A 13,942-nucleotide genomic window follows, 5' to 3' on the forward strand; every position below is an offset into this window, starting at 1 on the left:
ATCCACCGCACCCCGTTGAAATCCGCCGTCCACAAACTCCCCCGCGCATCGAACGGCACCAACACCGCCGACCGCCGAAACTCCCCCAGCAAACGCGCAAACCCCCGACGCGCCACCACCAACTCATCCACCGGCTCAGCGGCCACTGGCATCGCTGGAGTTACCGGTGGAATCGTTGACGGCTCAAACGATGTGGTCGGCCCCGATGAATCGGCCAACTCGGAAAGTCGCGAAGCGCGTTGAGGCTTCGCTGTCCCATCCCCGTTGTCAGTCACCCACGAATGCTGCCACGCACCCATTCCCACGAGCAACGAACAAAGGACCGAATCCCGCCATGGCAGCAATCACACGCCACAGCCACGCGCCGGGACGGCCGGCCCCGTCACATCAGCGAGGCACGCTCGTCCAGAGCCTCCTCGCGGGACCGCACGTGCATGGCGAGGCCGGTCGTCCCCGCCGCCTCCACGCCGATCAGCGTGGTCCCCGCGGGGGCGTCCGCGGCGGGGAGCGTGATCGCCGGGGCGGCGGCGCCTTGGTCGGCGCTCTGCGTGGTGCCGGAGGCGGTATCGGCCTGCCGCGGCGCCGACTTCGCGTTCTTCTCCAGGACGATGCCCTCCTCGATGGGCGAGCCGTCCAGGGCCCAGTACTCACCGAGGGTGAGTCGGCTCATTCCGTTCGAGGTGAGCGGGTCCACCTCGACCTTCAGCGTGCCGATCTTGAGCGCTTGGCGGAAGGCGGACCAGGCCGGCTGCACCGGGTCGAAGGAGTCCTGCACGGCGCCGCCGTTGCCGCACAGGATGTACGCCGTGCCGAGGTCCAGCTTGTTGGGCACGTCGGCGACGACCTGGTCGCCGGCGAGCACATGGCTGCGCTCGTAGTTGTGGTCGTGCCCCTGGAGCACCAGGTCCACCGAGTAGCGGGCGAACAGCTGGAGCCAGGTCTCGCGTACGCCGTCGTCCGCCCCGTGCCGCGAGGAGGAGCTGAACGCCGCCTGGTGCATCAGGACCACGATGAAGTCGACGCCCTTGTCCGCGTGCGCGGCGGCGAGTGCCTTCTCGACCCACAGCCGCTGACGCCCGCCCGTGTAGCCGATGTTGTGCTTGATCTCGGTGTTGACGTCGTTGTTGTCGATGCTGATGAAGACGACACTGCCGTAGCGGAACGAGTAGAAGCAGTTCTCCAGCTCCGGGTAGCCGTTGCCGGGCAGGGCGAAGCGCGTCAGGTACGGGTCGTAACCCCACTCACCCCAGCTGTCCCCCGTCCCCAGCACATCGAGCTGGCTCTCGATCTCGTGGTTGCCGATGCAGGGCATCCACGGTGTGGACGTGGCCATGGGCGAGATCATGTCGAACCACTCGTCCCACAGCTTCTGGTCGCCGTTGGCGTAGGCAAGGTCGCCGACGATGACGTGGAACGCCGGATTGAAGGACTGCGCCAGCTTGGTGTTCATGCTCGGCTGGATCGGCTGCTGGGCCGTGGTCGCCAGGTCGGTCCCCTGGTCGCCGAACGCCGTGAACGTGAACTTCTCCCGGCCCCGGGGTCCCGTCGTGAAGCCGTACGCCGGGGTGACCGTCTTGTCCGCGTGTCCGATGCGGTAGCCGTACGAGGTGCCCGGGACCAGTCGGGTGAGCCGGGCGTGGTGGAAATAGCCGGGATAGCCGGGGTACTGCACGGTCTGGGCGGCGACCCGGTCGCCGCCCAGCTGTACGAACGGGCTACGCACCGGTCCGGGAGTCATCCAACTGACCGTCATCTCGCGCGCCGCATCACTGCCGAAGTTCACATGGACCTGCGAGACGGGGGTTTCGGTGCCGTACGCGGGCTGCTGCCAGAACCACGCGCCGCTCGCGGCGGTCGCCCCCGCCGCACCGACGATCGCGCTGCGACGCAGGAAGTCCCGGCGGGAGACGTACGGACGGTGTGCGTGTGAGTGGCCCATGAGGGCGGACCCTAGTGACGCCAGTTGAACAAGCAACCAATGACGGCTGGCTGATTCGTGATGGGCATCGGCGTGATTTCGATCGTGCGAGCGAGACACCTCCGGGCCCCGCCCGGCCGAGCGCCCGACCACGAGCGGTCGACAGCTCAGATCACCCCAAAGGTGGCACAACGACAGTCATTGCCCGGAGTCACTCTGCGTGATACACAGAGTGACGATCTGTGCACGACGACCGGATCCCGCCATGCCGCCGCAGGTCAAGGCGACCGGTTCGGTCAAACGTGCGGAGATCGGGTAAAGAGACCCTCGAAGTCGGCTTACGGGGGCGGTTTCATCAGGGAAGATAGAACCTGACCCGTGCCAAGGGGCGTGGGCGGCGAACAACCCAACAGGGGCGGTGAGTTACATGATCCTGGCAGCCGAAAAGGGCGACATCACCACCATCATCGGCGGTATCGCCCCGAACTGGGGGCCGTTCGGAAGCCTGGGGAACGAAGCGCGGGTGATGATCGAGGTCGTGATGGCCGTGGCCATCCTCATCTGCCTCGGCATCGCGATCTGGGGCGCGGCGAAGCAGCGCATCGGCGCGACGGCCCTGCGCGACACGTTCAGCGCCGAACAGGGCAAGGGCCTGATCGTCGCCGGCCTCACCGGCGTCTTCATCATCGGCTCTCTGGGGACCCTGTTCACCATCGTGTACGGGATGGCCGTCTAGCCGCCCGCCCGCCCCTCCGGGCTCGCCCGGCCCCACCCCCGAGGTTGCGTCTCCCCGATGTACCCGAAGTACCTGAAGACACGTCACCACCCCGCCTTTGCGGGCCATGCAGCACGTCCACGACCGGTTGAGGGGGCCTGCGCCTGATGAGCCTCGGCGACGAGCACGGCGACCGCACGAACGACGGCTTCGGCGGCTCGGGGCAGACCCGCACCCGCCTCCCGGGCACCCCCGAGGACGCATACGGCGCCACCCGCCGCCCGGTGCGCACCTCGCGCTCGCTGATCGGGGTGGTGGGCGTGGTGGTGCTGCTGATCGCGGCGATCGCCTTCGCCAACCAGGGCGGCGGGTCCGACGACGCATCGGGCGACACGGGCAAGTCCCCCGCCAGCACCCCTACGGCGGCGACGGGCGTACGCCCGGTGGAGGGAAACGCGGGCGGCATCCCGACGGGGTACGCGCAGGACGAGCAGGGGGCGCAGAGCGCGGCGGCGAATTACGCGGTGGCGCTGGTTTCGTCGGACATCCTGAAGCCGGAACGGCGTCGCGAGATCGTGCGTCAGATCTTCGTAGCCGACAAGGTCGCCGAACTCGAGGCCAAGCTCGACCAGGCCTACAACCAGGACTTCCTCGGCAAGATCGGCCTTGATGCCGAAGGCAATGCTCCAGCGGGGATGACATATGTGTCCCGTACGGCGCCTGTCGGCACCAAGGTCACGGAGTACACGCCAGCCTCCGCCACGGTGGAGGTGTGGTGCACAGGGGTGTTCGGTACTGCGGGTGTGAGCTCGACCAACCCGGTGACCAACGACTGGTTCACGATGACCCTGGCCCTGCGATGGGCCGACGGGGACTGGAAAGTCGAGAGTTTCTCCCAGAAGGACGGCCCGGCTCCCGTTAACGCGGACCGTACGGCATCCAACGCCGATGAGATTGCCAAGGCTGTAGAGCAGTACGGAGGGTTCACCTATGCCCGGTAATCCCCGCCGCGCGGTTACGGTCGCCTCTCTGCTCGTGTCGCTGCAGACAGCAGCGGTCCTTGTGTCGGCGCACGCCGTCGCCGCTCCGACGCCACCGCCGTACTCGGACAAGGACCAGTGCGACCTCATCGTCGGCCCCGCCCGCGACTACTGCGAAGACGGCGAATCCCCCGGCGGCGCCGGCCGGTCGTCCGTCGGGAACGATCCGACGGACGCCCTCGACCCCCTCACCTCCCTCGCCCGCGGCTGCGCCGACGCCGCCGTCGCCGTGCTCGACTTTCTCTCCGGCGCCGTCAAGGAGACCGCCGAGGTCGACTTCACCAACCCCGCCTTCCTCGCCCGCTACGCCATCGTCTTCGCCGCCGCCACCATCCTCACGCTCGTCCTGTGGCTGCTCGCCGTCGCCAAGCGCGCCATCCGGGGTGTGCCGCTGACCACCGCGATCTCCGAGGCCGTCGGGTTCCTGTGGCTGACCGTCCTCGCCTCCGCCTTCACGCCGCTGATCCTCTACACCGTCGTCTCGGCCACGGACGCCGTCACCGAGGTCGTCGCCTCCGGGACCAGTCAGCAGACCGACATGTTCTTCGGGAGCTTCAAGCAGGCCCTGCAGAAGGGCGACAGCATCAGCGGCGGGCCGATCATGCTGATCATCGTCGCCCTCGTGACCGTCCTCGCCGCCGGCATCCTCTACCTCGAGCTGTTCATCCGCGCCGTGCTCCTCTACGTCGGCGCCCTCCTGGGCGTCGTCGTCTACGCCGGGCTCGTCGACAAGAACATGTGGGGGCACGTCCGCCGCTGGGCCGGGATCATGATCGCGATCATCCTGGTCAAGCCCGTCATCGTCATCGTGCTCGGCCTCGCCGGCGCGCTCTCCGCCGGTGAGGGGCCCGACTCCTTCTCCGCCGTCGTCTCCGGGCTCTCCATCATCCTGCTCGCGATCTTCGCCTCCGCCATGATCTACCGCTTCGTCCCCGGCTTCGGAGACGAGATCGCCAACTCCCGCAACAACCGCATCCAGAACGCCGCCGAGGGCAAGGCCGCCGCCGTCATCAGCTCGCCCGCCGCCCTCGTCTCCCAGGGCATCAAGACCCACAGCACCCGCGGCAACCAGAACACCGGCGGCGACTCCGGCGGCAGCACGCCCCGCCCCGCGAACCCGGTCAGCGGCGGCGTCGCCGCCCACGGCAGCCGTACCGCTCAAGGAGGAGCCGCGCCCGCTCCCCGTAGCAGCACCCCGACCAGTGGCACCCCGCACAGCAACCGCAACAGCACAGGAGGTGGCCGGCGTTGACGACCCAGTCCCCACCCATCGCGCCCCGCCGCACGTACCTCATCGGCCGCGCCCGGCCGAACGCGATCGTCGGCAAGAACCGCGAGACCGGCGAGATCGCGTTGATCATCGCCGGCGCGTTCCTCGGCATGATGAGCGGACTGCTGGTCCCCGTCCTGTCCCTGCGGATCGTGCTGCTGATGGGCTTCCCGCTGCTCGCGCTCGCTGCTGTGTACGTGCCCTACAAGCACCGCACCTTCTACAAATGGTTCGAAATCAACCGTTCCTACAAGCGCACCCTGCGCCAGGGCACCACCTACCGTTCCGGTGCCGTCGAGGCCGGCACCCGCATCGACGGGCGGGAGATCGAGGTCGGTCCGCCGCCGGGCATCGGGCGGATCAACTGGCTCGCCGCGCCCTTCGGCCCTGACGAGATCGCCGTCCTGCTGCACGCCGACCGGCGCACCGTCACCGCCGCCATCGAGATCGAGGGCCCCGGCGTGGGCCTGCGCGACAGCGAGGACCAGGAGGCGCTGGTCGACCGGTTCGGCACGCTGCTCAAGCATGTCGCCAACGGCGACGGCTTCGTGACGCGCCTCCAGATGCTGGCCCGCACCCTGCCCGCCGACCCCGACGCACACGCCAAGGACGTCGCCCAGCGCGGCGACCAGAAGGCGCCCGCCTGGCTCCGGGAGTCGTACGACCAGCTGCAGTCCATGGTCTCCACCTCCAGCGAGCAGCACCGCGCCTACCTCGTCGCCTGCATGCACTACTCGCGCGAACTGGCCGCCGAGGCCCACGCCATGGCCCGCGCCGCCAAGCACGCCACCGGCGCCAGACGGCTCGACAAGGACGCCGGCCTCGCCGTCGTCATGGCCCGTGAGCTCACCGACATCTGCGCACGGCTCGCCGAGGCGGACATCCGCGTACGCCAGCCCCTCGGACAGTCGCGCCTCGCGTCCCTCGTGCACTCCATGTACGACCCGGACCACCCCATCGACCACATCCAGGCGATGACAAAACGAAACGCCTGGCCCGCCGAACTCGACGCCGTAGAGCCCACCTACCTCCAGGCCAAGACCCGCGAGTCCTCCACCCGCGCCCCCTGGTGCCACTCCACCGCGTGGGTGAAGGAGTGGCCGATGACCCCGGTCGGCGTCAACTTCCTCGCGCCGCTGCTCGTCCACACCCCCGACGTGATCCGTACGGTCGCGGTGACGATGGACCTGGAGCCCACCGAGGTCGCCATCGAGCGCATGCTCACCGAGAAGACGAACGACGAGGCGGACGCCAGCCGGGCCGCCAAGATGAACCGGACCGTCGACCCGCGCGACATCGCCGCGCACGGACGGCTCGACCAGCGGGGTGAAGATCTCGCGAGCGGTGCGGCGGGGGTCAACCTCGTCGGGTACATCACTGTGTCGTCGCGTTCGCCCGAGGCCCTGGCCCGGGACAAGCGCACGATCAGGGCCTCTGCCGGCAAGTCGTATCTGAAGCTGGAGTGGTGCGACCGCGAGCACCACAGGGCCTTTGTGAACACCCTTCCGTTCGCGACCGGCATCCGCCGATAGGGGCCCCCAGCCATGCGCGATCCGCTGTCCGTCCTCACGGATGCCTTCACCTCCTTCCTGTTCGGGAAGGTGGAGACGACCCGCCTGCCCGTCCGCACGTCGACCGGGCAGGCGCAGGCCGTCTACCTGCCGACGGCCGCACCCGGCCTGGGCGACTCGGGCGTGATCATCGGCCGCGAGGTCTACAGCGGCAAGGGCTACATCTACGACCCCTTCCAGCTCTACGGGCAGCAGCTCCCCGCCCCCCACTGGCTGGTCCTCGGCGAGTCCGGCAACGGCAAGTCGGCGCTGGAGAAGACGTACGTCCTGCGGCAGTTGCGCTTCCGCGACCGGCAGGTCGTCGTCCTCGACGCGCAGGGCGAGGACGGCGTCGGCGAGTGGAACCTGATCGCGCAGGAGCTGGGAATAACTCCCATCCGGCTCGACCCGATGACGGCGCTCGACGGCGGCATCCGCCTCAACCCGCTCGACCCGGCGATCACCAGCACCGGCCAGCTCGCCCTGCTGCGGACCATCATCGAGGTCGCGATGGGCCACGGCCTCGACGAGCGCAGCGGCTTCGCGCTCAAGGTGGCGCACGCGTACGTCAACGAGACCATCACCGACCGGCAGCCCGTCCTCACCGACATCGTCGAGCAGTTGCGCCACCCCGAGGCGGAGTCCGCCGAGGCGATGAACGTCGACATAGACGATGTACGGGCCTGGGGACTGGACGTCGCCCTCGTCCTCGACCGGCTCGTCGACGGCGACCTGCGCGGCATGTTCGACGGCCCCACCACCGTCGGCATCGACCTCGACGCGCCGCTCATCGTGTTCGACCTGTCCCACATCGACCGCAACTCGATCGCGATGCCGATCCTGATGGCGATCGTCGGTGTGTGGCTGGAGCACACCTGGATCCGGCCCGACCGCAAGAAGCGCATCTTCCTGGTGGAGGAGGCGTGGCACATCATCAACAGCCCGTTCGTCGCGCAGCTCTTCCAGCGGCTGCTCAAGTTCGGGCGCCGGCTCGGTCTGTCGTTCGTCGCCGTCGTGCACCATCTGTCCGACGTGGTGGACGGCGCCGCGGCACGGGAGGCGGCCGCGATCCTGAAAATGGCGTCGACACGGACCATCTACGCCCAGAAGGCCGACGAGGCCCGGGCCACCGGGCGCGTACTGGGCCTGCCGCGCTGGGCGGTCGAGATCATCCCGACGCTCACCCCCGGCATCGCCGTCTGGGACGTCAACGGCAACGTCCAGGTGGTCAAACACCTGGTGACCGAGGCCGAGCGGCCGCTCGTCTTCACCGACCGGGCGATGACGGAGTCCTCCGGGCCCGCGCTGCCGGAGCACGTCCAGGCCGCGGAGTGGGAGGCGGAGCAGCGGGCGGCGCTGATCGAGCGGCAACAACGGATCGACGAGTCCTCAGAGTCGACGGTGGCGTGAGATGGAGCAGGGGCGCCAGGGGAGGGGCCGGGACGGGGAGCGCGAAGGCGGCATCCCCGACGGGCTGTTGGTCGGGCTGCTCGGCTTCCTGCTCGGGCTGACGATCCTGGTGTGGACGGCGACCGGGCTGGCGGGTCTGTTCGCGCACGGCGCCTGGCCGGACGGGGTGACGTTCACCAACACGCCGCCGGCGATGCGGTCGCTGGCCTCGGCCCCGCACGACCTGCCCGCCGCCTGGCCGGGGACCCCGCCCGCCGAACTCTCCGGCTACGGACTGTTCTGGGGCCTGGCCATCGGCGAACTGATGGTGCTCGTCGTGCTGACCGTGTTCACGCTGGGCACGGTCGCGCGCTGGCGCGCGGTCCGCGCGAGGGCACGCGCCGAGAAGCACGCGGGCGTACGCCTCTCCGCCGGGCCGCACACGGCCGCGGAGCCGCCCGCCCCGACCGTGGAAACGGCGCCCGCCCCGGCTGCCCCCGAGCCGACCGCCCCGGAAGCCGCCTCCGCCCCACGGACACCGCCGACCGCGCCGCTGCCCACCGTCCCCGGCCCGCGCAGCACCCGCTCCCGCGTGCTGTACGGCGATCCCGCCACCCGCCGGCCCTCCACCGTCCAGGCGCTCCTCGACGCCGAGGGCCCCGCTCTCGTCGTCACCTCCGACGCCTCCGTGTGGGCCGAGACGAAGGACGCCCGCGCCAAGCTCGGCCCCGTCCTCGTCTACGATCCCGGGCACCTGTGCGACACCCCCGCCCGGCTCCACTGGTCGCCCACCGCGGGCTGTGAGGACGAACGGACGGCTGCCGCCCGCGCCGCCGCCCTCCTCGCGCCCGTACGCCCCCGGGCCCTGATCGACGCCGCCATGGCCGACACGGCGGAAACGCTCCTGCGCTGCTGGCTGCACGCCGCTGCCGTGGACGGCCGACCGTTCCGCCAGGTCCACCGCTGGGCACAGGGCACCGGTGCCCACGAGCCCGTACGCATCCTCCGTACGCACCCCAAGGCCGCGGCCGGGCTCGCCGGACTGCTGGAGTCCGCGCTCACCGCGTACCCAGAACGCCGCGACATCGCCCAGCAGTTGACCGCTCGCGCCCTCGCCGCCCTGTCCTCGGTGCACATCCGGGAGGCGTGCACGCCGAACCGAACCGATGCGCTCGCCCTGGAATCTTTCGTGAACGAAGCGGGCACGCTTTACGTGGTGGGTGAACCGATCGAGGATCCGCGTACCCGCCCCGGTGCGATGCCACTGCTCACGGCACTCGCCTCAGACGTGGTCGAGCACGGCCGCCGCATGGCCGCACGGTCATCCGACGGTCGGCTCGACCCACCACTGACCCTGGTCCTCGACGACGTCGCGGCCGTGGCGCCGCTGCCGCTGCTCCCGGAGCTCCTCGCCACGGGCCCGGGCCAGGGTCTGCCCACGCTCGTCCTGCTGCGCTCCGCCGAACAGGCCCGCGCGCGCTGGACGGCCCCCCTGCCCTGACGCCCCGGCGGTCACGCGCTCAGGCGTCGCGCCTGACCTCGTACTCCCGCGCCATCTCGTCCCCCGGAATGGGCGACGGATCGTCGCTCGGCACGAAGCCCGCCCGCCGGTAGAGCGCCTCGGCCCGCGCGTTGTCCGTGTGGAAGATCAGCCGCACCCGCTCCACCCGCGGCGCCTCCAGCGCCCACGACCACTCCAGCGCCGCCCGGAACAGCGCGTCCGCGAGCCCGCTGCCCCGCGCCTCGGGCCGGACGAACACCCCCACCACATGCGTCTGTTCCACCGGCGCCGGCTTCCCGACCCGCGCCTCGACGCCCGGCCGCTCCACCAGCAGCGTCAGCGTGCCGTCCCAGCTCCCGTCCGGAGCCTCGCCGATGAACTGCATCACCTCACGGCCGGCCGCCGCCGACGCCGTGCGCTCCTGCCAGAAGGAGTCAGGGCGCGCCACGGCGTCCTCGTACGACTCCAGAAAGGCGATCGAAGCAAGCGGGTCCTGCAGGGCGGCGAGCCGCAGTTCGCGGGCCTTCGCCCATTCCTCGGCGCGTACGGGCCGGATGACATAGTCCATGACCCGATCCTGGCCAAGGCCCCCGCTCGCGGGCAACGCGATTTCGGCGGGCGGGACCGCGTCAGGGTCCGCGTCCTACCCCGGTACTACGGCACCGCGCAGGCTGCCGCCCGCGGTCGGACGTGACCGGCCGGCCCGCTCCGTAGCGTCGACGGCATGACCAGTCCTCAGGGAATCGACGTTGTCGGGCTCACCAAGCGGTACGGCGCCAAGACCGTCGTCCACGACCTCTCGTTCACCGTCAGGCCGGGCACCGTCACCGGCTTCCTCGGCCCCAACGGCGCCGGCAAGTCCACCACCATGCGCATGCTCCTCGGCCTCGACGCGCCCACCCGCGGCACCTCCACCGTCGGCGGCCGCGCCTACACGGGCCACACCGCCCCGCTCACCGAGGTCGGCGCCCTGCTGGAGGCCAAGTCCGTCCACCCGGGCCGCAGCGCCCGCAACCACCTGCTCGCCCTCGCCCACACCCACGGCATCCCCGCCTCCCGCGTCGACGAGGTCGTCGAACTGGCCGGCCTCGCCGATGTCGCCCGCCGCCGGGTCAAGGGCTTCAGCCTCGGCATGGGCCAGCGCCTGGGCATCGCCGCCGCCCTCCTCGGCGACCCGGCGACCTTCGTCCTCGACGAGCCCGTCAACGGCCTCGACCCCGAGGGCGTGCTGTGGATCCGCACCCTCCTCAAGTCGCTCGCCGCCGAGGGCCGCACCGTCCTCGTCTCCTCGCACCTGATGAGCGAGATGGCCCTCACCGCCGACCACCTCGTCATCGTCGGCCGCGGCCGTCTCCTCGCCGACACCACGGTCGAGGCGTTCGTCCGCAGCTCCGGCACGGACGGCGTCAAGGTCGTCTCGCCCGAGGCGTCGGACCTCGCCGCACTCCTCGCGGGCCCCGGTGTCGAGATCGCCCCCGGCGCCCCCGGCGAACTCCGTGTCCGCGGCACCGACGGCGAGCACATCGGCCGCACCGCCGCCGCCCACGGCATCCCACTGTACGAACTCACCCCGCTGACCGCCTCCCTGGAGCAGGCGTTCATGGACCTGACACGCGACGAGGTCGAGTACCAGGCCACCGTCGCACCGGCCTCCGCGCCCCTCGAAGGAGCAGCAGCATGGGCCCACCTACCGGCTCACGACGGCACACGTCCTGCGGTCCGAATGGCACAAGCTGTGGACCGTACGCTCCACCTGGGCCGCCCTGCTGTCCGCGTCGCTGCTCACCTTGGGCGTCGGGCTCGTCATGGGCGCGACGTACGAGACCGGCGGCGGCGACGGCGATATGGACACGGTCGTCCTGACCCTCATCGGCATCCAGTTCGCGCAGGTCGCCTTCGGCGTCCTCGGCATCCTCGTCACCGCCGGCGAGTACGCGAACGGCATGGTCCGCGCCACCATGACCGCCGTGCCCCGCCGGCTGCCCGTCCTGTGGTCGAAGGCGGCCGTGTTCACCGTGGCGGCCTTCGCCGTGTCCCTGGTCACGGCGTTCGTCACCTTCCCCGCGGCCCAGCTCTTCTTCGCGGGCACCGACCAGGAGGCGTCGTTCGGCGACCCGGGCGTGCTCCGCGCCCTGGTGGGCAGCTCGGCCGCCCTGACCCTGCTCGGCCTCATCGCGCTCGGCCTCGGCGCGCTGTGCCGCTCCGTCCCCGGCGCGAACGGCGCCTTCATCGGCGGCGTCATGATCCTGCCCGAGGTGATCGGCATGCTGCCGTACGACATCGTCCACGATGCCCTCCGGTACTTCCCGGGCAAGGCCGTCACCGTCCTGATGTCCGCCGACCCCGTCCCCGGCGCCCCTTCCCCCGGTGCCGCGCTGCTCGCCATGGTCCTGTGGGCGGCGGCCACGCTGGCAGCCGCGGCCCTGCTGCTCAGGCGCCGGGACGTATGACCCCGGCGAACGGCCTGCCCCCGCCCCCGCGGACGTACGAGGATGATGCGGTGACGCACAGGCCCACAAGAACGAGGCAGCCGGGCACCCCCGACCAGGACTGGTCGGCGGGTGCCCAGCCGCTGACCCGCAGGATGCACCGGCTGGGCGAGCGCCTGCGCGCCTTCGACCGCCGCCACCCCCTCTGCTGGGACCTGCACCTCACCGCCTTCTACGTGATCGCCGCCCTGACGGACGCGTCGGGCGGCTGGCGCAACATCGCGTTCGAGGACGACGTGCCGGTCCCTCTGGTCGTCACCATGAGCCTCGGCTTCTCCCTCCCCCTGCTCCGCCGCCGGTCGCAGCCCCTCGCAGTGCTGCTGACAATGCTGCCGTTCGCCCTGGTCAACGCCTGGACCGGAGCCCATCTCCAGGCCGCGTTCCTCCAGCTGATCGCCGTCTTCCACATCGCGCTGCGGCTGCCGCTGCGCACACTCGCCTGGTCGTTCGCGCTCACCCTCGTCCCGCTCGCGATCGGCGCCACCCGCTATCCGGTCGGCAGCTGGGACCAGCAGTTCGTTCCCAACCTCTACGGCTTCGCCCTCGTCGCGCTGCTCGGACTCGCGGTCCGCAGCCGCAAGGACTACACGGCCTCTCTCGTCGAGCGGGCCCGACGGCTGGAGATCGAACGCGACCAGCAGGCCCGGCTCGCGGCCGCCGCCGAACGCACCCGTATCGCACGGGAGATGCACGACATCATCGGCCACAACCTGTCCGTCATCACCGGCCTCGCGGACGGCGGCGCCTACGCGGCCGCGAACTCCCCGCAGCGCGCGGCGCAGGCGCTGGAGGCCATCGGCACCACCAGCCGCCAGGCGCTCACCGAACTGCGCCGGCTCCTGGACGTCCTGCGCGACGACACGGCACCGGCCGCCGACCTCGCGCCCCAGCCGGACCTCGCGGGCCTGGAGCGCCTCGTCGACGGCGTCAGGGCGGCCGGGCTCCCGGTGACGCTCACGGTCCACGGCGACCCCACCGGGCTCCGGGCCGGACGGCAACTCGCCGTCTACCGGGTGGTGCAGGAGGCCCTGACGAACACGCTCAAGCACGCCGGCCCCGACGCCACGGCCACCGTGGTGGTGACCTGCGCCGACGACGGCGCGGTGACCGTCGAGGCGACGGACACGGGCCGGGGCGGCACGGCACCGGCCGAGCCCGGCGGCGGCCTGACCGGAATGCGCGAGCGAACGGCCATGTACGACGGCACACTTGAGGCCGGTCCCCTGCACCGGCCCACCAGGGGCTGGCGCGTGCATCTCCGACTTCCGAAGGAACCCGCCTCGTGACGACCGTTCTCATCGTCGACGACCAGCCCATGCAGCGCTTCGGCTTCCGGATGCTCCTGGAGAGCCAGGACGACCTGACGGTGGTGGGCGAGGCAGGCAACGGCAGCGAGGCCGTGCGGCTGACGGCCGAACTGCACCCGGACGTGGTCCTGATGGACATCCGCATGCCCGGTCTCGACGGCATCGAGGCCACCCGCAGGATCGCGGCCGCGGGTGACCGCACGCGCGTGCTGATCGTGACGACGTTCGACCTGGACGAGTACGCCTACGAGGGCCTGCGGGCCGGGGCGAGCGGTTTCCTCATCAAGGACGCGCTTCCGGAGGAACTGCTCTCCGGCATCCGCGCGGTGGCGGCCGGCGACGCGGTGGTGGCGCCCAGCCTCACGCGCCGGCTGCTCGACACCTACGTCCAGCACCTCCCGGATGACGGCCCCACCACCGCGACCCGTGTCCTGGACGAACGGCTCGCCCGGCTGACGGAACGGGAGCGGGAGATCCTCACCGTCATGGGCCAGGGATGGACGAACACGGAGATCGCGAGCCGATTCCACCTCGCGGAGTCGACGGTGAAGACGCACGTGAGCCGCATCCTGGCGAAGACGGGCGCGCGGGACAGGGTCCAGGCAGTGATTCTGGCGTACGACACGCGGCTGGTGAACCCGTCCTGATCCCGCCCTGCCGGTCTGAATGACCCCGGAACGCGGAAAAGCCCCGGAACAAGGTTCCGGGGCTTCCCCACAATGATTGTTCGGCGGCGTCCTACTCTCCCACAGGGTCCCCCCTG

At 70.8% G+C, this 13,942-nt stretch carries 12 protein-coding genes and 1 pseudogene; 11 read left to right on the forward strand and 2 right to left on the reverse strand.

Going from position 1 to position 13,942, the window contains the following annotated elements; all coding sequences use genetic code 11:
• Positions 1 to 243, forward strand: a 243-nt coding sequence (locus ACF08N_RS36825; protein WP_392329084.1) for a hypothetical protein, incomplete at its 5' end; no start/stop codon positions are given.
• A gap of 139 nt (positions 244 to 382) precedes the next feature.
• Here ACF08N_RS36825 and ACF08N_RS36830 read toward each other — a convergent pair.
• On the reverse strand, positions 383 to 1,939 hold the full coding sequence (locus ACF08N_RS36830; RefSeq protein WP_392329085.1) for a purple acid phosphatase family protein: 1,557 nt from the start codon (positions 1,937 to 1,939) through the stop codon (positions 383 to 385).
• A 406-nt stretch (positions 1,940 to 2,345) separates the two neighbouring features.
• Here ACF08N_RS36830 and ACF08N_RS36835 point away from each other — a divergent pair, with 406 nt between their 5' ends.
• The 6 genes from ACF08N_RS36835 (at position 2,346) to ACF08N_RS36860 (ending at position 9,383) form a co-directional block, all read left to right on the forward strand.
• A complete protein-coding gene (locus ACF08N_RS36835; protein WP_392329086.1) occupies positions 2,346 to 2,654 on the forward strand; it encodes a hypothetical protein in 309 nt (102 codons plus the stop codon).
• Positions 2,655 to 2,800: 146 nt separating this feature from the next.
• Entirely contained in the window at positions 2,801 to 3,634 is an 834-nt protein-coding gene (locus tag ACF08N_RS36840) for a hypothetical protein (RefSeq protein WP_392329087.1), read from the forward strand.
• Positions 3,624 to 4,925 carry a hypothetical protein gene (locus ACF08N_RS36845; RefSeq protein WP_392329088.1) on the forward strand — a complete coding sequence of 434 codons (1,302 nt, stop codon included), beginning with the start codon at positions 3,624 to 3,626 and terminating at the stop codon, positions 4,923 to 4,925. Before ACF08N_RS36840 ends, ACF08N_RS36845 begins: the two co-directional genes overlap by 11 nt.
• Positions 4,922 to 6,475, forward strand: coding sequence for an SCO6880 family protein (locus tag ACF08N_RS36850; RefSeq protein WP_392329089.1), 1,554 nt, complete (start codon positions 4,922 to 4,924; stop codon positions 6,473 to 6,475). The genes ACF08N_RS36845 and ACF08N_RS36850 overlap by 4 nt, the downstream gene beginning before the upstream one ends.
• 12 nt (positions 6,476 to 6,487) lie before the next feature.
• A complete protein-coding gene (locus tag ACF08N_RS36855) occupies positions 6,488 to 7,903 on the forward strand; it encodes an ATP-binding protein (protein ID WP_392329090.1) in 1,416 nt (471 codons plus the stop codon).
• Position 7,904: 1 nt separating this feature from the next.
• Positions 7,905 to 9,383: a type VI secretion protein gene (locus ACF08N_RS36860; RefSeq protein ID WP_392329091.1), complete on the forward strand. Its 1,479-nt coding sequence runs from the start codon at positions 7,905 to 7,907 to the stop codon at positions 9,381 to 9,383.
• 19 nt (positions 9,384 to 9,402) lie between these two features.
• Here ACF08N_RS36860 and ACF08N_RS36865 read toward each other — a convergent pair whose 3' ends face one another.
• Positions 9,403 to 9,951: a GNAT family N-acetyltransferase gene (locus ACF08N_RS36865; protein WP_392329092.1), complete on the reverse strand. Its 549-nt coding sequence runs from the start codon at positions 9,949 to 9,951 to the stop codon at positions 9,403 to 9,405.
• 156 nt (positions 9,952 to 10,107) lie between these two features.
• Between ACF08N_RS36865 and ACF08N_RS36870 the strand changes: the two are divergent.
• The 4 genes and pseudogenes from ACF08N_RS36870 to ACF08N_RS36885 form a co-directional block, all read left to right on the forward strand.
• Positions 10,108 to 11,061 (forward strand): annotated as a pseudogene (locus tag ACF08N_RS36870) (ATP-binding cassette domain-containing protein); the annotation flags it as partial.
• A 109-nt stretch (positions 11,062 to 11,170) separates the two neighbouring features.
• Complete coding sequence (locus tag ACF08N_RS36875) at positions 11,171 to 11,833, forward strand: ABC transporter permease (RefSeq protein ID WP_392329094.1); 663 nt, start codon at positions 11,171 to 11,173, stop codon at positions 11,831 to 11,833.
• A gap of 50 nt (positions 11,834 to 11,883) precedes the next feature.
• Positions 11,884 to 13,158, forward strand: a complete 1,275-nt coding sequence (locus ACF08N_RS36880; protein WP_392329095.1) for a sensor histidine kinase — start codon at positions 11,884 to 11,886, stop codon at positions 13,156 to 13,158.
• Complete coding sequence (locus tag ACF08N_RS36885; protein ID WP_392329093.1) at positions 13,155 to 13,826, forward strand: response regulator; 672 nt, start codon at positions 13,155 to 13,157, stop codon at positions 13,824 to 13,826. The genes ACF08N_RS36880 and ACF08N_RS36885 overlap by 4 nt, the downstream gene beginning before the upstream one ends.
• The last annotated feature ends 116 nt before the right edge of the window (positions 13,827 to 13,942 follow it).

The organism is Streptomyces sp. NPDC015127, assembly GCF_043080095.1.
Classification (GTDB): Bacteria; Actinomycetota; Actinomycetes; order Streptomycetales; family Streptomycetaceae; genus Streptomyces.

What these genes read in the sequence shown, in the direction of transcription:
- ACF08N_RS36830 (WP_392329085.1), bottom strand. Translation starts at nt 1,939, where the DNA reads ATGGGCCACTCACACGCACACCGTCCGTACGTCTCCCGCCGGGACTTC.
- ACF08N_RS36835 (WP_392329086.1), top strand. Translation starts at nt 2,346, where the DNA reads ATGATCCTGGCAGCCGAAAAGGGCGACATCACCACCATCATCGGCGGT.
- ACF08N_RS36840 (WP_392329087.1), top strand. Translation starts at nt 2,801, where the DNA reads ATGAGCCTCGGCGACGAGCACGGCGACCGCACGAACGACGGCTTCGGC.
- ACF08N_RS36845 (WP_392329088.1), top strand. Translation starts at nt 3,624, where the DNA reads ATGCCCGGTAATCCCCGCCGCGCGGTTACGGTCGCCTCTCTGCTCGTG.
- ACF08N_RS36855 (WP_392329090.1), top strand. Translation starts at nt 6,488, where the DNA reads ATGCGCGATCCGCTGTCCGTCCTCACGGATGCCTTCACCTCCTTCCTG.
- ACF08N_RS36860 (WP_392329091.1), top strand. Translation starts at nt 7,905, where the DNA reads ATGGAGCAGGGGCGCCAGGGGAGGGGCCGGGACGGGGAGCGCGAAGGC.
- ACF08N_RS36865 (WP_392329092.1), bottom strand. Translation starts at nt 9,951, where the DNA reads ATGGACTATGTCATCCGGCCCGTACGCGCCGAGGAATGGGCGAAGGCC.